19 protein-coding genes and 1 pseudogene are annotated in these 23,193 nt (G+C 73.9%); 16 read left to right on the top strand and 4 right to left on the bottom strand.

Annotation, left to right across the window (positions count from 1 at the left end; genetic code table 11):
- The first annotated feature begins 1 nt into the window (after position 1).
- From BM237_RS08235 to BM237_RS08210, 6 genes are read left to right on the top strand one after another with little or no spacing between them, the layout of a single operon-like run.
- A complete protein-coding gene (locus tag BM237_RS08235) occupies positions 2-1,033 on the top strand; it encodes a 3-oxoacyl-ACP synthase III family protein (RefSeq protein ID WP_093848852.1) in 1,032 nt (343 codons plus the stop codon).
- The gene (locus BM237_RS08230; RefSeq protein ID WP_093848851.1) at positions 1,030-1,770 is read left to right on the top strand and encodes a glycosyltransferase family A protein; all 741 of its coding nucleotides are present in this window, start codon (positions 1,030-1,032) and stop codon (positions 1,768-1,770) included. The genes BM237_RS08235 and BM237_RS08230 overlap by 4 nt, the downstream gene beginning before the upstream one ends.
- Entirely contained in the window at positions 1,770-3,245 is a 1,476-nt protein-coding gene (locus tag BM237_RS08225; RefSeq protein ID WP_093848850.1) for a class I adenylate-forming enzyme family protein, read from the top strand. The genes BM237_RS08230 and BM237_RS08225 overlap by 1 nt, the downstream gene beginning before the upstream one ends.
- Positions 3,242-3,487: a hypothetical protein gene (locus tag BM237_RS08220; RefSeq protein WP_093848849.1), complete on the top strand. Its 246-nt coding sequence runs from the start codon at positions 3,242-3,244 to the stop codon at positions 3,485-3,487. The genes BM237_RS08225 and BM237_RS08220 overlap by 4 nt, the downstream gene beginning before the upstream one ends.
- Complete coding sequence (locus BM237_RS30260; protein ID WP_093848848.1) at positions 3,484-4,632, top strand: cytochrome P450; 1,149 nt, start codon at positions 3,484-3,486, stop codon at positions 4,630-4,632. Before BM237_RS08220 ends, BM237_RS30260 begins: the two co-directional genes overlap by 4 nt.
- Complete coding sequence (locus tag BM237_RS08210; RefSeq protein WP_093848847.1) at positions 4,629-5,579, top strand: NAD-dependent epimerase/dehydratase family protein; 951 nt, start codon at positions 4,629-4,631, stop codon at positions 5,577-5,579. Before BM237_RS30260 ends, BM237_RS08210 begins: the two co-directional genes overlap by 4 nt.
- Positions 5,580-6,047: 468 nt before the next feature.
- On the opposite strand, the gene BM237_RS08205 is transcribed toward BM237_RS08210, so the two are convergent.
- Positions 6,048-7,889, bottom strand: a complete 1,842-nt coding sequence (locus BM237_RS08205; protein WP_107415211.1) for an SsgA family sporulation/cell division regulator — start codon at positions 7,887-7,889, stop codon at positions 6,048-6,050.
- Positions 7,886-8,686, bottom strand: coding sequence for an RNA polymerase sigma factor (locus BM237_RS08200; RefSeq protein WP_245793487.1), 801 nt, complete (start codon positions 8,684-8,686; stop codon positions 7,886-7,888). Before BM237_RS08200 ends, BM237_RS08205 begins: the two co-directional genes overlap by 4 nt.
- Before the next feature lie 280 nt (positions 8,687-8,966).
- Here BM237_RS08200 and BM237_RS08195 point away from each other — a divergent pair, with 280 nt between their 5' ends.
- From BM237_RS08195 to BM237_RS08180, 5 genes are all read left to right on the top strand, one after another.
- Positions 8,967-9,311 carry a hypothetical protein gene (locus tag BM237_RS08195; RefSeq protein WP_093848846.1) on the top strand — a complete coding sequence of 115 codons (345 nt, stop codon included), beginning with the start codon at positions 8,967-8,969 and terminating at the stop codon, positions 9,309-9,311.
- A 297-nt stretch (positions 9,312-9,608) separates the two neighbouring features.
- Positions 9,609-10,988 (top strand): hypothetical protein, encoded by a 1,380-nt coding sequence (locus BM237_RS08190; RefSeq protein ID WP_245793486.1) that lies wholly within the window; start codon positions 9,609-9,611, stop codon positions 10,986-10,988.
- On the top strand, positions 10,976-11,329 hold the full coding sequence (locus tag BM237_RS29785; RefSeq protein WP_245793485.1) for a response regulator transcription factor: 354 nt from the start codon (positions 10,976-10,978) through the stop codon (positions 11,327-11,329). The genes BM237_RS08190 and BM237_RS29785 overlap by 13 nt, the downstream gene beginning before the upstream one ends.
- A gap of 179 nt (positions 11,330-11,508) precedes the next feature.
- Positions 11,509-12,402: an alpha/beta fold hydrolase gene (locus BM237_RS08185; RefSeq protein ID WP_093848845.1), complete on the top strand. Its 894-nt coding sequence runs from the start codon at positions 11,509-11,511 to the stop codon at positions 12,400-12,402.
- On the top strand, positions 12,399-13,247 hold the full coding sequence (locus BM237_RS08180; RefSeq protein ID WP_093848844.1) for a class I SAM-dependent methyltransferase: 849 nt from the start codon (positions 12,399-12,401) through the stop codon (positions 13,245-13,247). Before BM237_RS08185 ends, BM237_RS08180 begins: the two co-directional genes overlap by 4 nt.
- Before the next feature lie 8 nt (positions 13,248-13,255).
- On the opposite strand, the pseudogene BM237_RS29780 reads toward BM237_RS08180, so the two are convergent.
- Positions 13,256-13,526 (bottom strand): annotated as a pseudogene (locus BM237_RS29780) (hypothetical protein); the annotation flags it as partial.
- 741 nt (positions 13,527-14,267) lie between these two features.
- Here BM237_RS29780 and BM237_RS08170 point away from each other — a divergent pair.
- From BM237_RS08170 to heR, 5 genes are all read left to right on the top strand, one after another.
- A complete protein-coding gene (locus tag BM237_RS08170; RefSeq protein ID WP_093848843.1) occupies positions 14,268-14,846 on the top strand; it encodes a carbonic anhydrase in 579 nt (192 codons plus the stop codon).
- On the top strand, positions 14,843-16,336 hold the full coding sequence (locus tag BM237_RS08165) for a SulP family inorganic anion transporter (protein ID WP_093848842.1): 1,494 nt from the start codon (positions 14,843-14,845) through the stop codon (positions 16,334-16,336). Before BM237_RS08170 ends, BM237_RS08165 begins: the two co-directional genes overlap by 4 nt.
- 262 nt (positions 16,337-16,598) lie before the next feature.
- Entirely contained in the window at positions 16,599-17,366 is a 768-nt protein-coding gene (locus tag BM237_RS08160; RefSeq protein ID WP_093848924.1) for a class I SAM-dependent methyltransferase, read from the top strand.
- Between the two features lie 162 nt (positions 17,367-17,528).
- A complete protein-coding gene (locus BM237_RS08155) occupies positions 17,529-18,569 on the top strand; it encodes a vWA domain-containing protein (RefSeq protein WP_093848841.1) in 1,041 nt (346 codons plus the stop codon).
- A 184-nt stretch (positions 18,570-18,753) separates the two neighbouring features.
- Positions 18,754-19,536: a heliorhodopsin HeR gene (gene heR / locus BM237_RS08150; RefSeq protein WP_175540927.1), complete on the top strand. Its 783-nt coding sequence runs from the start codon at positions 18,754-18,756 to the stop codon at positions 19,534-19,536.
- Positions 19,537-19,595: 59 nt separating this feature from the next.
- Here the strand turns inward: heR and BM237_RS08145 are convergent, their stop codons facing one another.
- Positions 19,596-22,310 carry a cation-translocating P-type ATPase gene (locus tag BM237_RS08145; protein ID WP_093848840.1) on the bottom strand — a complete coding sequence of 905 codons (2,715 nt, stop codon included), beginning with the start codon at positions 22,308-22,310 and terminating at the stop codon, positions 19,596-19,598.
- Positions 22,311-23,193 lie beyond the last annotated feature (883 nt).

Below are 23,193 nucleotides of genomic sequence, written 5' to 3'. Positions count from 1 at the left end.
CATGCACATAGACCATGCTGCTCCCGAGCCGGTGCGCCGCCGGGCGGGCATCACCGCGGTGGCCTCCTGCCTGCCGGAGCTCGAAGTGACCTCACGGCAGCTGCAGGAACGCCTCGCCACGGCCTCCGGGCTGTCCCTGCCGGCGCGCATGCTCGAACGGACCACCGGCATCGCCTCGCGCCGGGCGGCCGCGGAGGACGAGTACGCCTCGACGCTCGCGGTACGGGCGGCGCGTACGGCGCTGGGCCGGGCCGGACTCGCTCCGTACGACGTGGACCTGCTGGTGTTCGCCTCCGCCACGCGGGACGTGGCCGAACCGGCGACCGCGCACATCGTCCAGGCCGAGCTGGGTTCGCGGGCGCACGCGCTGGACGTGACGAACGCGTGCAACAGCTTCGTCAACGGCATCGACACGGCACGGGCGATGATCCTCGCCGGCCGTGCCCGCCGCGCCCTGGTCGTCACCGGGGAGACCCCCAGCCGTGCCGTGCGGCACGCCCCCTCCGACTCCGGCCAGCTCCGGGACGGCTTCGCGGGCTACACCTTCGGCGACGCGGGGGCCGCGGTCGTCCTGGAGGCCGTGGACCGGGGCGGCATCCTCGACGTGGACACCGAGACGCACTCCGAGCACTGGTCGGTCGGCGGCATCTTCGGCGGCGGTTCGCGCCACCCCCGCGGGGACGAGCACACCTACTTCCGCGGGGACGGCGGCGAGCTGCGCGAGGTCTTCGAGAAGGTCGGCACATCGGTGCTCGACCGGATGCGGCAGCGCACCTCACTGGCGTGGGAGGACTTCCGGCACATCCTGGTGCATCAGGTCACCGTGCCGTACCTGGAGCGGTTCGTGGAGCTCACCGGCGTCCCCCGGGACCGGCTCGTCGTCACGGTCCCCGAACTCGGCAACATGGCGAGCGCCACCCTCGGCGTGCAGCTCGACCGCGTCCACGAGCATCTGCGTCCTGGCGACCGGGTCCTGTTCGTGGGCCTGGGCGGCGGCGTCAGCATCATGACGATGGTCTGGGAGAAGGCATGAGCGTCCTGTGGGTGATCGTGCCCGCGCACCAGGAGGCCGCACGCATCGGCGCCACCCTGGAGGCGCTCGCGGCCCAGCGCGACCGCGACTTCACCCTCGTCGTCGTGGACAACGCCTCCACCGACAACACCGCGGCCCTCGCCCGCGACTTCGCCCGCCGGGCCCCCTTTCCGGTACACGTCATCGGCGAGCCGGAGAAGGGCGTGGGCTGCGCGGTGGACACCGGCTTCCGGTACGCGATCGGACACGGCGCCACGCTGCTGGCCCGCACCGACGCCGACTGCCTGCCGCGGCCCGGCTGGACGGCGGGCGCCCGCGGCGCCCTGCGGTGCGGCGCGGGCCTGGTGTGCGGACGCGTCGACGCACGCCGCGACGAGCACGGACCGCTGGGGCGGGCCGTCTTCCGTGTGCTGGTCCGCGTCGCCGCCCTCTTCGGCCGCGTCCGCCCGGCCCACCGCCGCCGCCACGGCTATCTCGCCCCCTACCGGATGCACGCGGGCAACAACATGGCCATCACCGCCGCGCTGTACGAGGCGGTCGGCGGGATGCCGCGCCGCCCCTCCCCCACCGACCGGCTCTTCCTCAACCGGGTGCGCCGCCGCACCACCGCCATCGTCCACGCCCGCGACATGGTCGTGGAGAACTCCACCCGCCGGCTGCGCGCCTACGGCCTCGTCGGCACCGCCCGCTGGTACCTCGACAAGGGCCCGGGCCGTCACGGGGAGGACCCGCGCTGATGCTCGACGCTCTCGCCGGCGCCCTGCGGCGCCACCCCGGCCGGCCCGCCGTCCTCGGCACCACCCGCAGCGGCGCCGTACGCACCGGGGTCACGTGCGGAGACCTGGCCGACCTCGCCGACCGCTGCGCCGCCGCCCTGCACGCGCGGGGCGTCGCACGCGGCGGCACCGTCGGCGTCGCCGTACGGCCGGGGCCCCGGGCTCTGGCCGTGATGCTCGCCGTGCACCGCCTCGGCGCCCGGGCCGCGGTGCTCGACCCGGGAGCCGGGCCGGACGTGCTGCGCGCCCGTCTCGCCCTGGCCCGTCCCGACATCGTCCTGGCCGACGCCGCCGCCCAGGCGGTCGCCGGCTGGGCCCGGCCGCTCGCCCGCCGGGCCCACCTGGCCCTGCCGGACCTCGCGGAGCTGGGACCGGTGGCCACCGTCGGGCCACGGCTGCCCGGCTGCGCCCCCGCCCTGGACACCGGAGTGCGGACCGCGTTGCCGCCCCCGGTGGACGGTGACGGCGACGCGGTCATCGTGTTCACCTCGGGCACCACCTCCCGGCCCCGCGCGGTGGTGCACACCCGTTCCTCGCTCGCCGCCGGCATGACTGCGGTGGCCGAGCTGGTCCGGCCCGAGGCCGGGCGGCCCGTTCTCGGCGGGACCTTCTTCGTCCTCGTGCCGTCCCTGGCGAGCGGAGCACCGGTCGCGCTGCCCGCCCGTTCCGCGCGCGTGCTCTCCCGTCAGCTGCGCCGTCTCGCCCCGCAGGCCATCTATCTGACGCCGCCGCAGACAAGGCGGCTGCTCGCGGAGGGCGGCCGGTTCACCGGGCGGGTGTGGACCGGATCGGCTCCCGCGAGCGCCGGGCTGCTCACCCGCGTCAAGCGCGCGGGGGCTACGGAGGCGTGGGGCGTCTACGCGCTGACCGAACTGTTCCCCGCCGCGGCGGTCGAACAGGCCGACAAGGCCGGCTTCACCGGTGAGGGGGACCTGGTCGGCGCCCCGCTTCCCGGAGTGGCGGCCAGGACCGACGCCTCCGGGGAGCTGCTGCTGTCCGGCCCCGCCGCCCGGGACCGCTACCTGGGCGGGGAGCCGGACCCCTGGGTCGCCACCGGCGACCGGGCACGTCTCGACGGCGGCAGGATCGTGCTGGAGGGCCGGCGCAAGGACATGGTCCTGCGGGGCGCGGAGAACATCTACCCGGGGCTGTACGAGCCGGCGCTGCACGTACCGGGCGTCGAACTCGCCCTGCTCGTGGGCGTGCCGGCCGGTGACGGCGACGAGCGTCTGGTCGCCGTCGTCCAGCCGGACGCCGGGGCGGACCACGACACGCTGCGGGCGGCTCTGGACGGACCGCTGGAGCGCATGGGTTCCGCCCGGCCGGACGCGGTGCTCTTCGCCGGCATCCCGCTGTCCGGCCGCTCCCTGAAGCCCGACCGCGCCGCCACCGCACGGCTCGCCGCCCGGAGCCTCGCGGCACGGAGGCGGCCATGACCGCGCCCGGCAGCACGCCCGCGCTGTGGGGGCGCTCCCGCACCCCGCTGGAGGGGCCGTCCGAGGAGGTCGTCCTCCTCGGACGGGCGCGCGAGCGCAGCGACCGGATCGCCCGGTCCGAGCGAATGGTGGTGCACAGCAGCCCGCGCCGGCCACGGGCCCGGGGCGCCCGCCGGACGCCCCTGTGGCGCCGGGACCACCGCTGCCGCCCCGCCGACCCGAAGCAGGTGCACGCCGGATGACCACGGTCCCCGCCACCCCCACCGCGTCCTCCCTCCGTACCGCCCGGCGCCGCGACCGGCGCGTCTACACCCGCTCCCATCCCGTGCTGTTCGCCCTCCTCGCCGCCGCCCGCCGCCGCGCGGTCACCCGTATCGGCGGCGCGGTACTGGTACACGGCACCGAGCCCTACCGGCAGGCCCTCACCCGCCTCCCGCTGGACCGCACCGCGGCCGGCACCACCGGGGGCGCCGCCCGCGAACTGTCCTGCGGCGGCACGCTGTTCGACCAGGAGGGCGCCGGCCACCGCGCCGGCCGGCGCGCGCTCGCCGAGGAGCTCGGCGCGGCCGGGGTGGAGCGCCTGCGCCCGGTGTGGCGGGACGTCCTGGCCCGTCGGCTCGCCCCGCTCGGGGCGGGCCGCGACGTCGACCTCGTGCCGTTGGCCCGCGAAGTGGCCGGCGCCACCGTCCGCGCGCTGCTGCGCACCACCGGCGAACCGGAGGAGATCGCCGTGGCGGCGTCCGCCGCGGCAGCCGCCGCGGTGCGCGACCACCTGCCCGGCCCACGGAGACCGGGCAGCGCACGCGCGGCCGCCGCGGCGGCCGCGCGGCTGGAGGGTCTGCTCGCCCCTGCCCACGGCGAAGCGGCGGAGCCGGCCCTGCGGGCCATGCTCGCGGTCGCCGCCGTCAACACCACTGTCGCGGCCCTCCCGCGGGCCGCCGCCTGGTGCGCCGACGCGGGGCTGTGGGAACAGGCCGCCGACGACCGGCTGCGTCCGACGCTGGTGGGCGAGCTGTTGCGGGTGACCGCCCCCTCACCGCTGCTGCCCCGCGTGGCGGCGGCCGACGCCGAGCTGGACGGCTGCCCGGTGCGGGCCGGGGACCGTCTGATCCTGGTGGCCCGGCACGCCGCACGGGCCCACGACCAGCCACCGGACGTCCACCGCCCGGCCCCGCCCGCCCTGGCCCGGCTCGTCTTCGGTACCGGCCCCCACACCTGCCCCGGTGCGCGCCTGGCCCGCGCCCAGCTCGACGACACCCTCGCCTCGCTCGCCCCTCACCGCCCCACCGTCCAGCGCGCCCGTGTGGACCGGGGCGCGGCCCTGCCCGGCTGGCGCTCCCTCGCCGTCCGGGCGGCCGAAGCCCGTCGATCCCCGGAGGACCGATGACCACGATCGCCGTCACCGGCGCGAGCGGCTTCTGCGGCTCGCACGTCGCCACCGCGGCCGCCGCCCGGGGCGCCGACGTCCTGTGCGTCGGGCGGCGCCCCGGCCCGGTCGGCCGGCACATCCCCTGGGACGCCGCGCGCGAGGTGCCGGACCTGTCCGGCGCCGACCTGGTCGTGCACTGCGCGGCGGCCGTCGGCGACCCGGTGCCCGGCTCCCCGGCCGAGGCCGCCATGCACGCCGTCAACGTCGACGGCACGGCGCGGTTGCTGGAGGGGGCCGCCGGCCGGCCGGTGGTGTGGGTGAGCAGCGCCAGCGTCTACGCGCCCGGGTCCGGGCGCGCCGGCATCACCGAGGACCATCCGGTACGCGGGCACCTGAACGCGTACGGCCGCACCAAGGCCGCCGGCGAGGCGCTGGCGCTGGCCGCGGGCGCCGTGGTGCTGCGGCCGCGGGCGGTCTACGGAGCCGGGGACCCGCACCTGGTGCCCCGGCTGCTGTCCCGCGTCCGCCGTGGCCTGCTCCTGCTGCCGGGACCCGACGTGCGGCTGAGTCTGACCGCCGCCGAGAACCTCGCCGACGCCTGCCTCATGGCCGCCGGCTGGCCGGCGGGCGCGTACAACATCGCCGACCCGGCGCCGTACGAACGGAACGAGGCGATACGGACGGTCCTGCGCGCCCACGGCGTACGGGCGCGCATCGGCCATATCCCGCTGCCGGTGGCCCGGGCCGTGGCGGGCGCCGCCCAGACGCTGGCCCGGCTGCGCCCGCACGCGGAACCGCCGCTCACCCGCTACGCCGTCGACCAGCTGGCACACTCCGTGGTCCTGGACGTCTCCAGGGCCCGGTCTCAGGGGTGGGTGGCCGGTCGCACCCTCCACGACTACGAAACCGCTCTCCTGAGGAGTCGCCGGAAGACAGCTTGCGGGCGAGCGGCGAGCGGGGCTTGACTCTTGGTCCTGAACACTGGACATGCGGCTTCGGCCGGCGTGGTCGGTGTTGTCCGGGGTGCTCGCTCGTAGGCGATCGGGCCGCGGTGGCCGAGGCTGTCCGGAACAGATCGGGCCGGAAGCCGTCTCCAGGGGCCCGGCGTCCTGCTGGGCGCGGTACAGCCGGCCGACCGGGAGACCGCTCCTGTCCGAAGCGGCACCATCACGGGAACCCGGCATATCACCACCGGAACCGCGCCGACGAACCGACACAGACCGTCAACGGTTCCCGAGCGATGCGACGGCAGGCTCACCGGACCCGCCGCCGCAGCGGCCGTCGTCGACCGGGCAGCGGGCCCGCAAACGCTCCCACGCCCGCATCCGCATCCTCGGTTTCGGTGAGCAGACCGCGGCCATCGTGAAGTCCCGGCGGCCGCCCCGCGGACCGCGGGGCGGCACCGCCCACATCAGCCTGAGGCCGGAGAGCGCTCACTCACCGGAACGGGGGCAGATGATTTCGGTCAGCTCTTTCTCCCACTCGTCGAGGGTGTCCGCCGGGGCGGTCGTGGTCGCCTGCTCCGCCAGTGGTGCGCCGGCGTCGAGGAAGGCGACGGCGTCTTCCCGTGCCATCGACAGCAGCGCCGTTCCCCCGGCAGAGCGCAGCCGAATGAAGATCCGCCTGCGGTGGTCGGCGAGGTGCGGCTCATCAGGTCCGGGCCATACGATCACGTCGCCGATGCCGACGCTGTGGCGCAGGCCGTCGGCCAGCAGTTCGCGGGCGAAGAGCCACGTCCTTTCCTCGGCGGTGCCCGCGTTGAAGACGGCCGTGATCGCGTACCTGTCCGCGGCGCGGTGGACCAGGCGCACCGGAAGCCGTTTGCCGCGGTCGTCTTCTTCCTCGTGCAGGCGCAGCCATAGCTGCGCGTGCTGTTCGGGCCCGCCGCCGCCCTGCTCGCGCCACAGCAGGATCCCGCCGTCGGTGCCGGGGGGCTGCGGGGCCTGCGGAAGGCGGGCGGTTCTCGGCAGAGTGTCGACAGCGCCGTCCGCGGCGGCGCGGTGCCCTGTGCTGCGCGGAGGGCGGCCCACGGCGGTGGGCAGCAGCAGGGCACTACTGGGCCGGGGAGCGTAGGCGTCCATGTCCGGCGGCGGAGGTGGCTGGGCCGGGATGGCCCGGCGGTGCGCCGGGGCCAGGTCCACCGCGAGTTCGGCGGCCACCAGCAGGCGGGCCTCAGAGAACGCGGGGTGTGCCGCGCCGATCTCCCACATCTCTGCCGTGAGGCTCGGGTGGAGGAGTCGCGGGCAGGCGTGGTCGCACGGTAGCGGTGAGGCCACTCGGAGAAGGTCGGTCAGGCGCGCGGAGGACAGCAGGCTGCTCCCGCTCTTCTCGGCGCGTCCGGGCGGCAGGCCGACCTCCACGACGGCGTCGGCGGACGCCGCGCTCTCCCGGCCGGCGGGTGGCTGTGCCGCCGGCCGGCGCCGGGCCGCGCGGACGCCCGGGATGCCGGGCCATACCTCTGCCGACAACCAGGGCCACAGGGCGCTTCCGGCTGCGGCAGCCGTGGGGGACCCGTGACCGCAGCCGTTGGCGAACGCGGTGGCGGCAGGGCCGCCTGCGACGGGAGCGGGGCCCGTCTGCACCGGAGAGGGCGCCGTTGTGAAGCCGCCGCTCACGGCCGGTGCGGTGGGGCAGATGCCCGGGTACTCGGCCGCCGGGTGGAAGAGGGTCTGCCCACCGCGGGTTCGCCTGCTGCTCACCACCAGCCACAGCGCGGCGGCAGCCACCCGTGTGGTGTTGCCCGGGTCCGCGGTGTGGGGCTTGCCGAGGTGCTCGACGGCCCGGGAGTCCGCGTAGGCCCACAGAAGGTCCAGCGCAAGCCTGGCGGCGATGCCCCGCGGCCGCGGCGGGTTGAGATGTGCGGTCAGCAACCGGGCGGCCGGCGAGGGGCCACCGGATGCGGCCACGTTCTGGTCCGGCAGAAGACCGTGGCCGTCCTTCCGGAGCAGACGCCACAGGCCGGGCAGCGGCACGCGGCCTGTTCCGGCCGCCTGGGCGAGCGTGTCCGCCTCCGGCGTGCCATCGGTGCCCTCGGACGGGGCCTGCTCCCGGGATGTGCCGCCGTCGTCCCCGGGTGCGGCCGGGTCCTCGCCATCGCTGTCGCAGGTGGTTTCCGAGTCGGCGGCGGCGTGCAGCCGGCGCCTGGCCTCCTCGGGGATGGCCGTGCCGAGGGCGCGCACATGGGGTGCGCCCAGGCTGGAGGCGGCCATGAGGGCCGCGAACTCGGTGTCGTCAGCGGTGGTGGTGTGCATCGCCTCGTCCTTGTGGACACTCATCGTGCTCCCCCCTCCTCCGGCCGGCTCCGGTGGGAGCCGGCGGCGGAAACCTTGGTGCGGGCGCGGGCCAGACGCCTCTCGAGCGCCTTGGGCGTCAGTCCGATCTGCCGGGCGGCCTCGGCCTGTGTGTAGCCCAGGGCCATCCATACGAGGGCCTCGCGCAACTGCTCGTCGGGCAGCAGCGGGCGCAGCCGGCGGATGTCGTCGTGGAGGGCGGCGGCGTGGGCGGGGTCGGTGGCGCGCTGGTCGGGGATGTCGCGCCGGGCGTGGAGGAGGCCGTCGCCGTCGCCGTCGCCGGGGCGGCGGTCCAGTTCGGCCTGGCCCAGGCGGTGGGTTTTGAACCAGCGGGTGTAGACGGCGGGGAAGGTGAGGATTCCGGCGCCGACGAAGTAGGTCGTCAGGCCGGCGCCGCCGTGCGGCGTCCACTTGCCGCGGATCAGTCCGTGCTCGCGGAACAGGGCGCTGCCCTTGATGACGGTGTCGGTGACGACCTGGGTGCGGTCCTCGTACTTCCACGTCCAGGTGGTGGGCAGCATGTCCGGCGGTATGGGGCGGCCCATGCCGGCCGCGCGGTCGAAGATGTGGCCTGTGGCGCTCCAGGTGCTCAACGTGCGCCAGCCGTACTCCATCAGCTCCTCGGTGAAGGCTCGGTAGTGGGGGCCCGCGAAGCCCCGGCGGCGCAGGAACTCCACCAGGGCGGCGTCGGCTTCACGGCGCCGCGCGCGAGTCGGTGCGCTCTCCGCGCCGGCGAGGTCCTCCTCCAAGGTGTGCAGGAAACCGTCTACCTCGGCGGTCACCCGCCCGCTGTGCGACATAACGCCGCGGGGAGCACGCCCCTCACAGATTCCATCCGGCACACTTCGCTCCCTCGGCTCGCCCCTCCGGCGGGTCCCGAACCCGCCGCCCGTGTCATCAACGAGGTCATAGGCGCGCCGTGCGGTTCTCCCCCCCCTCCCCACCTTCACCCGGGATATGTGATGTGCGTCACACGGGGGGTGGTGGGGGGCGGCCCTCTACACCCATACCAAGCGGCCACCGCAACCGCGGCGGCCACCCGCCACCTCACCGGAGGAGACCATGACCGCACACTCCCTCCCCGAGCAGCACCACAGCCGCACCGGCGGCCAGGCCACCGGCCGCCCCTCCCCCACCCCGGGGGTCCCCGCCGACCAGGCCCCGCAGGCCGCGCCCCACCAGCACACCCCGGCCGGCTCACACCCCCCACAGCCCTCTGCTCCCGGCGGGGGACAACCCCTGCTGTGTCTGCGCAGTGCCCTCATCCTGCTGCTCGGCACCCTCGCCGCCACCGGTACCGCCGTGCTGACCTATCTCGCCCAGCACAACACCGCCACCGCGCTCCTCGCCGGCGGCGCCGCCTTCGCCGGCGCCGTCCTGTTCTTCCACGCCATCATCGCCACCTGACGACCCGGGGCGGCTCCCGTGGCTCGCGACGCCCTGTCCGAAGAGGGCGCTGCGAGCGTCCCGCCGCGCCTCGGGGAGGCTGCGACGGCAGGGACACGGGCGCGGGTGATCAGCCCCTCCCTGCGGAAACTCTCCGCGAGGCCGGGAAGCCGGATTCCCGCTTTCCGTCACCGCCTGATGCGAGACAGGGCCGGGCGAGTGGTGTAACCACGGTGGCCGGGGTTACTGACGGACTGCGAAGAGCCGGGCGACGGCGTGCGTACGGCCCGGTGGCAGACCCGACCCACGGAGTACGCGATGGCGGAACGCAGGACGGCACAGAGGACGTCGGCCGTGCCCCGCGGCGCCACGGCCGAAGGTCTTCGCGAAGGGGCACCCCGCGAAGACGGTCTCCTCGAAGAGGGCCGCGAAGCATTCCGGCGGCGGGCCTGGGCGCAGGCGTACGGACGCCTCGCCACCGCCCAGGCCCGGGGTCCGCTTCCCGCACACGACCTGGACCTCCTCGCCCGTGCCGCGTATCTGACCGGGCGGGAGGAGCGCGCCGAGGAGCTCTGGGAGCGGGCCCATCTGGCGCTGCACGAGGTGGGCGCGGTCGGTCCCGCCGCACGCTGCGCCTTCTGGCTCGGCCTCACTCTGGCCCGGCACGGACACCACGAGCGCGCCGGCGGCTGGTTCGGCCGCGCCACCCGGCTCCTGGAGGACGCGGGCGGCGACTATGTGGAGCGCGGCTACCTCCTGGTGCCGGCCGGGCTCCGGGCGATGGCCGCCGGCGACCACGCGGCGGCGCGCGCCGCGTTCGCCGAGGCCGCACGGATCGCCGACCGGTTCGGCGACCCCGACCTCGCCGCCCTCGGCCGCCTCGGCCGGGGACAGGCGCTCATCGCCGACGGCGATGTCGTCGAGGGCCGGGTCCTGCTCGACGAGGCGATGGTCGCGGTCACGGCCGACGAGGTCTCCCCGATCACCGCCGGCATCGTCTACTGCGCCGTGATCATCGCGTGCCGGGACACCTTCGACATCCACCGGGCTGCCGAGTGGACCACCGCGCTCAGCCGCTGGTGCGCCGCCCAGCCCGACCTCAGGCCCTATCGCGGGCAGTGCCTCGTTCACCGCTCCGAGATCATGCAGTTGCACGGCGAATGGACCGACGCCCTGGCCGAGGCACAGCAGGCCTGCGCCCACATGGACACGCCGGCCGGCGACCCCGCCGTCGGCATGGCCCACTACCAGCGCGCCGAACTGCTCCGCCTGCGTGGCGCCTTCGCCCGCGCGGAGGAGGCGTACCGCGAGGCCGACCGGTGGGGGCATTCCCGCAGCCAGGGCTCGCCCTCCTGCGGTTGGCCCAGGGCCGCACCGAAGACGCCCTGGCGGCCGTCCACCGGGTCGCGGCCGAGACCGAGCACGACTTGGTGCGACGCTCCCGCGTCCTCGCCGCGTACGCGGAGATCGCCCTCGCGGCGGGCGACACCGGCACCGCCCGCGACGCCGCCGCCGAGCTCGCCCGGGCGGCCGACGGCCTGGCGGCGCCGTACCTGCGCGCGGTCGCGGCCGGCGCCCGCGGCGCCGTCCTGCTCGCCGAAGGAGAGGTGGAGGGGGCCGGGGAGGCGCTGCGCGATGCCTGGTCGGCATGGCAGGAGCTGGAGGTCCCGTACGAGGCGGCGCGGGTGCGTCTGCTGAGGGCCGAGGTCTTCCGGGCGCTCGGCGACCACGACTCGGCCGGGATGGAACTGGAATCCGCCCGCGCCGTGTTCGAGCGGCTCGGAGCCGCCCCGCAGCTCACCCGCGTGGACCGGCTGTCCCGGCGCGGCGCCGCCCACCGGCTGCCGGGAGGCCTCACTCCGCGCGAGGCGGAGGTGCTCAGGCATGTCGCGGCCGGCGCCACCAACCGCGAGATCGCAGCCGCGCTCGTCATCAGCGAGAAGACCGTCGCCCGTCACTTGAACAACATGTTCCACAAGCTGGACGTCTGCTCGCGCGCGGCGGCCACGGCGTATGCGTACGAGCACCACCTCGTCTGAGGCGTGTGGGTCGTTCCACCCACTCGCCCCAGGTTCCCGACATGCACATTCCGGCCGATGCGCCGTCGGCGCCCCCTCGCCCACACTCTCCGTAGAAGCGCGGATCCCCGGTCCGCAGGCCTGCGGATCCGCAGTCCGTAAAAGCGGAAGCTCCGCGGACCCGAGGAGAGGAGGCGGAGATGAACCGCACGTCCACCGTAGGCGCCGGGGCCCGGCAGCGGCTCCTCGCGCAGATCCCGCTCACCGAGCACCACCGCGATCTGGCCGGTGTCCCCACCGCCGTACTCGAGGGCGGCGAAGGACCGCCGATGGTCATCCTGCACGGCCTCGGACAGACCTCGCTCGGCTGGATCCGGGTGATCCCGGACCTCGTGCCGTCCTGGACTCTCGCCGTACCGGACCTGCCGGGGCAGGGTGCCTCCGAGGTCCCCAGGGACGTCCCGCTCACCGCGGGCCGGGTCATGGAGTGGCTGGCGGAGCTCATTACGGCCACCTGCCCTGCTCCGCCCGTCCTGGTGGGCCACAACCTGGGCGGTGCCGTCGCCGCCCGCTTCGCCTCGGCGCACGGTGACCGGCTCGCCGCGCTGGTCCTGGTCGACGCCTTCGGCCTGGGCCCGTTCCGCCCGAAGTCGCGCTTCGCCGTCACCGCCGCGACGTACCAGATGCACACCACCGCACGGTCCAGGGACCGCATGCTCGGACGCTGCATGGTCGACTACGACGGCGTACGGGACGACCTCGGCGAGCGCTGGGACGGCATCGCCGACTACGTGCTCGACCGCGCCCGCACTCCCGCCGTCAGGTCCGGGAGCCGGACGCTCATGAAGGAGTTCGCGCTCTTCGCGATCCCACCGGCCGACCTCGCCGCCATCCCCGTCCCCACGACGCTGGTGTGGGGCCGCCAGAACCCCGAGACCAGGCTCCGGTACGGCGAGGACGCCGCCGCCCGGTTCGGGTGGCCGCTGCACGTCATCGACGACTGCGGCGCCGACGCCCACCTCGAACACCCCGATGCCCTCGTGGCGGCCCTCCGCGCCGCCTCGCACCCCGCACATGGAGGGAGCCGGTCATGAGCACCCGGACCGAACACCCCGCGGAACAGATCCGCACCGCCTGGGACGCCCTGGCCCCGGGCTTCGACCGCCACACCACGCCGCACACCATGCGGTACGGCGAACAAATCCTGGACGAGACCGCCATCGGACCCGGCACCCGCTTCCTGGACGTGGGGGCCGGCAGCGGTGCCCTCGCTCTGCCCGCGGCGCGCCGGGGCGCCCGCGTCGTCGCCGTCGACATCGCGCCGGCCATGGTGGAACGGCTCGCCGCCCGCGCCCGGGAGGAAGGGCTGGACCACGTCCGCGCCCTCGTCATGGACGGCGAGCACCTGGACCTGGAGGACGACGCCTTCGACGTGTCCGCCTCGCTCAACGGCGTGTCGCTCTTCCCCGACCTGGAGCGCGGTCTCGCCGAGATGGTCCGGGTCACCCGGCCGGGCGGAACGGTGCTGGTCGCGGCGTTCGGCTCACCGCGGGACGCCGAGTTCATCGCGTGGACGCTGGGCGCTCTGCGGGCCGCCGTCCCCGGATTCGCCGGCATGCCGACCGACCCGCCGCCCCTGCCCTTCCGGCTCGCGGACCCGAACCGGTTCTCGGCGGTGCTGCGCGAGGCGGGGCTGGTGGAGGGGAACGTCCACCGGACCGTGACGGACACATTCTTCGCGTCCGCCGCGGAAGTCCTGGACACCGTCCGCAGCAGTCATCCGCTCGGCGCCCAGTGGATCACCGGCCTCACCGGGAGCCAGGCCGCCGAGGTCCGCCGGATCCTGGAGGGCATGCTCCGTGAACGTTCGGGCGGCGCGCCGGGCGCGGTGCTGCACACCGCGCTCAACATCGGCACGGGCAGGCCTCCGGCACCCTGACTCCCCCTGGCTCTCCGCAAGACGGCGAACGCGGGCTTGCCGGCCTCTCCGGCGCCGTAGCCGGAGGTGCCGTCCCAGCCGTTCGGCCCGTCGACGATGTCGAACAGACGGCGGCCGAGGACGACGGCGCCCGGGCGGGCGGTGGCCTCGCGCAGGATCCTGCGGTCGTCGGGGTACTCGGAGAACGCCCAGGTGTGCAGGGCCTCGTCACCGGACCCGATCCCGGCCCGGACAACGGTCCGGGCCGGCGCACGAACTCGTCGCTTGCGCGTGAAGCATGTTCGGGTGCCCCGGAATCGCCGTGGCTCCTTCGTACGGCTTCGTACGGCTTCGTACGGCCACGGGCGGCTTCGTACGGCCACGAGCGGGGCCCAGCGGCCGGGCACGAGGGGTGACAGGGCGGATTCACGTCATCGGACCCTCGGTTTTCGGGCTCTCTTGGGCCGGAAGTGTCGACTTGCTCATGCAAGCCGCTTTACCGGGATATGGTTTTTCTTGAATGGTCGTTGACCAACGCTTGGCCTGGACGAGAAGTACGCGCTGCCCGGAGAGGGGCGTATGTTGCGAGGTGTGGAGCCATGGGATGCGGCCGCGTTCGTCACCGCCGCCCCGTTCACCCCTCGCTTCCTCATTCCCCTTCGTGTCGTTCGCTTCCGCACACACCCTCGGTCACGCCGAGGCCAAGGCATCGCAGCCGGAGATCGCGTGAACGGAAAGACCTCACGCAACGACAGCGTGGCTTCTCGCTTCCGTGACAGTTCCGGAGCGCCGCCCGAGCCGCTCCACCCCTGCGGCCGGTACCGCGTCTCCGCCCCCACACACCTGGTACTCGGACACACGCTTCCCACCCGGAACCCGGTGGCCGGCCACGAGCCGGCCGTGTCCGATGCCCCACACTCACGTCTCTCCATACCGCCGACGGCTCTTCAGGCCTTCCGCCGCTGACACGGGCGAGAGACGCCCCGATCCCTACCGTGCGTGCCCGACGCGCCCCCACGACGCGCCAGGAGGATTCACCCCATGCAACCCTTCATCGACCATGCCCGCGTGTTCGGGCAGCGTTCGAAGGAATTCGCCGCACACGCCGAAGGCCAGACCCCGCAGGTGCTCTTCATCACCTGCGCCGACTCCCGGGTCGTACCGGCCCTGATCACGGGCGCCGGCCCCGGCGAACTCTTCGAGCTGCGCACCGCGGGCAACATCGTGCCGCCCCACACGTTCGAGCGTCCCACCAGCGAGGCGGCCACCATCGAGTACGCCGTGGAAGTGCTCGGGGTGAAGGACGTCGTCGTCTGCGGTCACTCGCACTGCGGCGCGGTGGGCGCTCTGGTCCGCGGCGACGACCTGGACACCGTGTCGGCCGTGCGCGACTGGCTCCACCACGCCACTCCCTGCCCCAAGGGAGACCCTCAGGACCCGGCCGTCTCCGAGGGAGTGCAGAACCACGTCCTGACCCAGGTGCTGCGCCTGCGGTCCTACCCGTGCGTGGCCGAGAGGCTCGGCAGCGGCGAGCTGAGCCTGCACGCCTGGTACTACGAGGTACACACCGGCACGGTCCTGGCGCACCGTCCGCAGACCGACACCTTCGAGGCGCTGTGAGGGCGGGCAGGGGCACGGCGGACGGGAAGCGCGCCACGACCGGGTTCCCCCATCTGAGACAGGACTTCACCGCCTCCCTGGTGGTCTTCCTGGTGGCGCTCCCGCTGTGTGTCGGCGTGGCGGTCGCTTCAGGGGTTCCGGCCGAACTCGGCCTGGTCACCGGGATCGTCGGCGGCATCGTCACCGGTCTCATGCCGGGAAGCAGCCTTCAGGTGTCCGGCCCCGCCGCAGGCCTGACCGTGCTGGTCCTCGGTGCCGTCGGCCAGTTCGGGCTGCCCGCGCTCGGCGTGATCGTGCTGGCGACCGGACTGCTCCAACTGGGGATGGGCGCGCTCAACCTCGGCCGCTGGTTCCGGGCGATCTCCTTGTCCGTGGTCGAGGGCATGCTCGCCGGCATCGGCCTGGTCATCATCGCCGGCCAGCTGTACGCGGCCGCGGGCACCACTGCCCCGGAGAGCGGCGTCGACAAGATCCTGGGCATGCCCGAGGCTCTGGTCGACGCCCTCGGCAGCGCCGCGACGCTCACCTCGATCGCGGTCGGCGCGGGCACCGTCGCCGTCGTCGTGCTGTGGCAGCGGATGCCCAGGAGGGCGCGGGCCGTGCCCGGCGCGCTCGCGGCGGTACTGCTGGCCACCGCCGCCTCGGCGGTCTTCTCCCTGCCGGTCGCCACGGTGGAGGTCCAGGGTCTGCTCGGCGTGATTCAGCCGCCCGGGGCGGACGCCTTCGCCGAGCTGGCCAATCCGGCGTTCATCGGCACCGTCCTCGCCTTCACCCTGATCGCCTCGGCGGAGAGCCTGTTCAGCGCGGCGGCCGTGGACCGGCTGCACGACGGCCCGCGGACCCGGTACGACCGGGAACTGATCGCCCAGGGCGCGGGCAACACCGTGTGCGGCGTGCTCGGCGCACTGCCGATGACCGCGGTGATCGTGCGCAGCTCGGCCAACGTCCGGGCAGGTGCGAGGACCAAGGCGTCACGAGTGCTGCACGGCGTATGGCTGCTGGTGTTCGCGGCGCTGCTGCCCTCGGCCCTGGCGCTGATCCCGATCCCCGCCCTCGCCGGCATCCTGGTGCACGCGGGCTGGAAACTGATCCCGTTCCGCCGGGTCGCCGCCCTGTGGCGGGGGAACCGGGGCGAGGCTCTGATCCTCGTGGTCACGGCCGTCTCGATCGTCGCCGTGAACATGTTCGAGGGCGTGCTGATCGGCCTGGTGCTGTCGGTCGTCAAGACCGCCTGGGACGCCTCGCACGTCAAGCTGGAGGTCGTCGACAAGGGCGCCGGTCCCATCCAGGCGCACCTGTCGGGAAACGCGACCTTCCTGCGGTTGCCGAAGATCCTCGACACTCTGGAGGCCCTTCCCCAGGACCGCCCGATCGAGCTGGACCTGTCCGGGCTGCACCATCTGGACCATGCCTGCCGCTCGGCGCTGGAGAGCTGGGCCGAACGGCACACCACGGCCGGTGTCGATCCGGTGCGCCTCCTGGCGGCCTGACCACCGGGGACCGGACGGCGGTTCCCTCGTTCCGGCGCGTCGGCGGCAGCCGGTCAGCCGGGCGGGGACGACCGCCTGACGCCCCGGGCCGACGCGCCTGCGCCGGCCCGGGGCAGGCGCGTCGGCCCGGGGAAGCGACGCGGGACCGCAGCCCGCACTGTCCGATGCCTGGTCCGGCCGTACCGCGGCTCCGCCGCACCGGCAGCCGGAACGGCGCGGAAAGGCCGGGTGCCGGCAGTGCGAGTCTGTCAGGATGCTCGGCATGTCCAACCGCGCGCTGAGCTTCGGAGAGGTCGCGGAAGCATACGAGCGTTTCCGGCCGGGATATCCCGTGGAGCTCGTCGACACGGTGACGGCGTACGCGGGCCGGCCCGTCCGGACCGCGCTCGAGATCGGCGCGGGGACGGGCAAGGCGACCCGCCTGTTCGCCCAACAGGGGATCACGGTGACAGCGACCGACCCCGACGGGGCCATGCTCGCCGAACTGCGCAAACACGTACCGCCGGACGTCAGGACGGTGCAGGCCTCCTTCGAGGACCTGCGACCGGACCGGGAGTACGGGCTGGTCTACGCGGCGGCGGCGCTGCACTGGACGAACCCGCGGGGCCGGTGGCCACGCATGGCCGCACTGCTGGAACCGGGCGGCGTGTTCGCTTCGTTCGGCGGATCTGCCCGACCGGCCGACCCGATGGTGGAAGAGGCCGTCCGCACGGCACGGGCACCGTTCCTGGAGAACGACGAGGTCCCCTCCCCCGACGGGACGCCCTCGGGATGTGCCATGCGGTGGCCGGGCACGGAACTCCGGCGATCCCCGTCGTTCACCGATGTCCGACAGTCGGTCGTCGAAAGGCGGTTGACGGTGAGCGCTTCCGAATACGTCGGTCAGCTCTCGACCGTCTCGGCGTATCTCGTGCTGCCGGACGCGAAGCGCGAGCAGGTGTTCAGCCGGATCGCGCGAGTACTGCCCGAGACGGTCGGGATCGTCGCTGACATCACCGTCCACCTCGCGCGCCGACGCGAGGAGCGGTAGGGCTTCGCTCACCACAGATCCGCCCCCGCGAGACCGGCAGGGCCTCGGCGAAGGCGCGCGGCCGGGTGGGCTCCCCACCCGGCCGGAGAACCATGATCGATTGTCAGTGGCGGGTGAGACGGTGATGGCATCCAGTCGGCAGGAAGAAGAGGGGGAGCTGTCATGTCCGGAAGCCAGAACTACATCAACCACGTCGCTCTCGTGCTGGACGCCAGTTCGTCCATGTCGCACCTGAGCCACAAGGTCGTCGAAGTCGCCGACCAGCAGATCGCCTACCTGGCCCGCCGGTCGCGGGAGCTCGACCAGGAGACCCGCGTCACGGTGTACGTCTTCGCGGACAGGGTGGAGTGCGTCATCTACGACAAGGACGTGCTGCGGATGCCGTCGCTGAAGCAGCTGTACCGGGTGGGGGGAATGACGGCTCTGCTGGCGGCCGCGCTGAAGTCGCAGCGGGAGCTGGCACAGACGGCTCAACTGTACGGAGACCACAGCTTCCTGACGTTCGTGCTCACCGACGGGCAGGAGAACGCAAGCCACCGCTGCCCGGACGCCCCGGACAGGAATCCGCGTGAGCTGGTCCGGGCCGTGGCCGAGATGATCAGGACGCAGGAGGACAACTGGACACTGGCCGTCCTCGTACCGGACCAGATGGGCAGGCGCGAGGCCATGCAGTGCGGTTTCCCGAAGGACAACATCGCCATCTGGGACGCCACGAGTACACAGGGGCTGGAGGAGGCCGGACAGGTCATCCGGCAGGCCACCGAGAACTTCATGGTGGGCCGCGCCCAGGGCATCCGGGGATCGCGGGCGGTGTTCTCCACGGGGGCGGAGACGGTCAACAAGGACACCATCAAGGCTGCCGGCCTCACCCCGGTGGACGCGTCGAAGTACCAGCTGATACCGGTGGCCCGTGAGGCGGCGATCCGGGACTGGGTCGTCGAATGCGGGCACACCTACCGCACCGGTGGCGCCTTCTACCAGCTGAGCAAGTCGGAGAAGGTCCAGGCGCAAAAGCAGATCGCGGTGCTGGAGAAGAAGACGGACCGGGTGTACGCAGGGCCCGAGGCCCGGGCCCTGCTCGGTCTGCCGGACGTGGAAGTACGCGTCAAGCCGGACCACAACGACGACTTCACGATCTTCGTGCAGAGCACCAGTGTGAACCGGAAACTCGTACCGAACACGCGTCTGTTGCTCATGCTCTGACGTCTCGAATCCCCCGTCGTTGCCCGGAGGCTCCGTCCGTCCCGGCGCCCCGTCGGCGACGGAGGCGGCGGTCCCCTGGGCCACCCCGGTGACTTCCGGCGGGGCGGTGCCATGACTGCCGTGGTTCCCGCCCGGGCCGGTACGACCATGCAGAGGTGCGGTGGCGTCGAGCCCGGGAGGAAGCATGAGGAGACAGGACGGCACGGCGGTGGCCACCGGTGTCACCGCCGAACGCCTGGCCGGGCTCCGCGCGTGGAATCTGGGGCTCACACTGCTGCACCTGGCCCAGGCCGCGGCGGTCGTGCTCCTCGCCGGGAGCTTCTCGATCACCGTCACCTCCTCCGTACCCGAGGGGCCGCCGGGGACGGTGGCGCCCGCCTCCGAAGCGCTGTTCGACGTGCCGATCGGCTGGGCCGTCGCCGTCTTCCTCGCTCTGGCCGCACTGGACCATCTGCTGACGGCGACGGTGTTCCGCGGCGTCTACGAACGCGACCTCAGGCACGGCATCAACCGGTTCCGGTGGCTGGAGTACGCGCTGAGCGCGACCCTGATGATCCTCCTCATCGGCTTCTACTCGGGCATCACCAACGTCAACGCCGTCATCGCCGTCATCGGAGCCAATGTCGGGATGATCCTGTTCGGCTGGGTCGAGGAGATGACGAACCCGCCGGGGCGGGTGACGACCACGATGCTTCCCTTCTGGTTCGGGACGCTGGTGGGCGTGACGCCGTGGATCTCGATCGCGTACAACATCGTCGCGGCCGAGACCGTCCCCGGCTTCGTGTACGGGATCGTCCTCGTCCAGGCCGCCCTGTTCTTCAGTTTCGGTCTCAACCAGTGGCTCCAGTACCGCGGAGTCGGCCGGTGGTCCGACTACGCGTACGGCGAGAAGGCCTATCTGGTCCTCAGCCTCGTGGCGAAGTCGCTTCTGGCCTGGCAGATCTTCGCCGGCTCGCTGGCCGGCTGAGCCCGGGACGCCCGGCGCCGGGCCCGGTCGTGTCCGCGGCCGGGCCCGGCGCAGAGGCCTTACCCGCCGCGCCGCGCCGCGTGGCCCCGCCCCGCCCGCAGGACGCGCCAGAGGTGCTCCGCCAGCAGCACGGTGGAGGCGGTGGCCAGGCACACGCCCCATTGCACGGGCGTGAGGGAGACGGTGTCGAAGACACCGTGGGCGAAGGGGACCTGCACGGCGACGGCCTGCAGCACGAGGACGGCCGCCAGGCTGGCCCACAGAGTGCGGTTGCGCAGCTGGTGGCGGCCGAGGACGGGACCGTCCTCGCTGCGTGCGTTCAGCGCGTTGAACAACTGGAAGAGCACGAACGTGGTGAAGGCCATGGTCGCGGCGGTCGCGGAATCGGTGAGGTCCCGGGCCACCGCGAAGACGGCCAGTGTGCCGGTGGCCATGATCGCGCCGGCGCGGGCGATGGCGCCCAGCCGGCGGGCTCCCAGGATGCGCTCGCCGGGCGGCCGGGGCGGACGGCGCATGATGCCGTCCCGCGGCGGGTCGATGCCCAGGGCCATGGCGGGCGGCCCGTCCATGATGATGTTGACCCACAGCAGCTGGATCGCGGTCATGGGGGCGGGCAGCCCGGCCAGCACGGTGGCGAGCAGGGTGAGGATGGCGCCGACGTTGGTGGACAGCTGGAAGCGGACGAAGGTGGTGATGTTGTCGTAGATGGAACGGCCCTCGCGCACCGCCCGGACGATGGTGGAGAAGTCGTCGTCGGTCAGCACCATGTCGGCGGCTTCCTTGGCGACATCGGTACCGGTGATGCCCATGGCGACGCCGATGTGCGCGGCGCGCAGGGCGGCGGCGTCGTTGACCCCGTCGCCGGTCATGGCCACGATGTGGCCGCGCTGCGCGAGGGCGCGGACGATGGTGACCTTGTGTTCGGGGGCGACGCGGGCGAAGATCCCGATCCCGTCGACGCGCGAGGCGAGTTCCTCGTCGCTCATCCGGGCCAGTTCGGCGCCGGTGACGACATCGCCGGTGATGCCGAGTTCGCGGGCGATGGCGGCGGCGGTGTCGGCATGGTCCCCGGTGATCATCTTGACGGTGACGCCGGCGTCCTGGGCCAGGGCGACGGCGTCGCGGGCCTGGGCGCGGGGCGGGTCGGCGATCCCGGCGACCGCCGTCAGGGTCAGCCCCGCCACCTGTCGCGGCTGCGACCGGCCGGTGGTGGCGGTGGCCGCGCCCAGGACGCGCAGGCCCTGTCCGCCCAGCCGGGTGGCGGCGGCCATGACCTCCCGGCGCCGCTCGTCGTCCATGGGGACGGGGCCCCGCTCGGTCAGGAGGTGGGTGCAGCGGTCCAGCAGGACGTCGACGGCGCCCTTGGCGTGGATGCGGGTGGACCCGTCGGCCTCGGTGTGGAAGGTGGCCATGTACTTGACGGCCGGATCGAAGGGCACCTCGCCGGTTCGCGGTGTGCGGGTGCGCAGCGTCTCGGGGTCGAGGCCGGTCTTGGCGGCGAGCACGAGCACGGCGGCCTCGGTGGGGTCCCCGATGATGTCGTCGCCGGTGAGACGGGCGTCGTTGCACAGCGCGAACGGCAGGGCCGCCTCCCGCGGGTCCGCGGCCGCCGGTCCGGTGCCGGCCGGGCGCACGCTGCCGGCGGTGCCGTAGCCGTCGCCGGTCACCTCGTAGAAGCGCCCGGCCGACCACAGGGCCCGGGCGGTCATCTCGTTCAGGGTCAGGGTGCCGGTCTTGTCACTGCACACCACGGTCGCGGAGCCGAGGGCCTCCACGGAGGCCAGGCGCTTGACGATGGCGCCCCGGCGGGCCATCCGGTGCACGCCCAGGGCCAGGGTGAGCGCGAGGACGGCGGGCAGGCCTTCGGGGATCGCGGCGACCGCCAGTGCCACGGCGCGCAGAGCGAGGTCGGCCAGATCCTCTCCGCGTACCAGGGAGGCGATCGCGTAGGCGGCCACCGCGATGCCGCTGATCAGGGCCAGGCGCCGGCCCAGGCTGTCCATCTGCACCTGCAGCGGGCTGGGCGGTTCGGTGCCGGTGCGCAGGGCCGCGGCGATCCGGCCGACCTCGGTGCGCATGCCGGTGGCGGTCACGACCATCTCGGCGCGTCCGCGGGTCACGGCTGTGTTCATGAACAGCATGCCGGTGCGTTCGGCGACGGGCACCGGGTCCTCGCCGTCGGCCGGGGCGGGGGCGGTCGACTTGGCGACGGGGTGGGACTCGCCGGTCAGTGTGGCCTCGGCGGCCTCGACGGACTCCGCGACCACCAGGCGGCCGTCGGCCGGGATGCGGTCGCCGGCTTCGAGCAGGACCACGTCACCGGGCACCAGGGTGCGGGCCTGGACCACCTGCACCCGTCCGTCACGGCGCACCCGGGCGGTGGGCACCAGCATCTGCCGCAGTGCCTCCAGGCTGCGCTCGGCACGGCGTTCCTGCAGGTAGCCGATGACGGCGTTGAGGAAGAGGACGGCGGTGATGACGATGGCGTCCTTGATCTCGCCGATGATGCCGGCGATGACCGCGGCGGCGAGCAGAATGCCGATCAGCCAGCTGCGGAACTGGTCCAGCAGGCGCAGCAGCTGCGACCGGCGGGCGGGTTCGGCCAGCGAGTTGGTGCCCCAGGCGGTGGCCCGCCGCTGCGCCTCCTGCGCGGACAGGCCTGCGGACGGGTCCACGCCGAGGAGCCCGGCCACCTGCGCCGCACCGCGCAGGTGAACGTCGGCCACCGGTTCGAGGGCGTGCGGCGGGGCCGTGCCGGGTGGCTGCTGGACCATGATCGGTTGCTCCTTTGCGCGCAGGACGGCGGCAGGGTGGGGACGTGGTGCGGCGGAACCCGGCCGGGTGACGGCGCCGCGCCGGGCGGCGGATGCTCCGAGGGCGGGCGGCGAAGCCGTCCTCCTCGGCGGTCATCAGGTCACTCCTCTCGCTCTCCCGTCCCGGAAGGCCGCCGGCAAGGGGCCTTCCGCGTCTCCCGGCCTCGGTGACGCCGCTCGCTTCGGCCGGGGCCGGCAGGTTCGCCAAGGGGCCGGTCGGGCCTGCCGGTTCTGTTGCTTCTGTCTGTTGCTTCTGTCTGTTGTCTCAGTTCTATCGCCTCTGCCGGGTCCGAGAGGGCCCGGGCACCGGCGCCGGCGCGCACGGACCGGGAGAGCAGCGGCGTCGGTACTCGAAATACCCGCCGGCTCCTGCCGAATACCCGGGCACGGCCCGCCGCCGCGATGCCGTCCGCACCGGCCGGTACGGCCGCCGGCCGCGGGGAAGCGGAGACGGCCGGGACACCGGGCACACCCGGCCGGGACACTTCAGCACGGCCGCGTCACGGGTCCACAGGGTCCAGTGGTCTCCCCTCCCGGGCCGAAGGTCCCCGCCCCGCCCGGGCGACGGCCTTCGCCGTCCGGTCGCGGGAGACCTTCCGGTACCGGGCGGGCCGGCACACCGCGCCGGAGTCCGCACGTCCGCCGCACACCTGGCGTCCGTACCACCTGGCCGACGATCCCGGCCGGGGCGGGGAGCCGGAGTTCCACGTCCGGCGCACCGGCCCCGGCGGGGTGAGTGACGCCCCGGTACGCCGCACCGCGCCCGGAGACCGGATACGGCCCGGACCGCCGAAGGGGAACCTGACACCCGGCGGGGAACCGGCGGGCGAACCGCACCGGGTGT

Origin of the sequence: Streptomyces mangrovi (assembly GCF_900114215.1) — a bacterium.
GTDB classification, from domain to species: Bacteria; Actinomycetota; Actinomycetes; order Streptomycetales; family Streptomycetaceae; genus Streptomyces; species Streptomyces barkulensis.
Note: the sequence above shows the minus strand (reverse complement) of the source record. Positions and strands in the feature narration are given on the sequence as shown.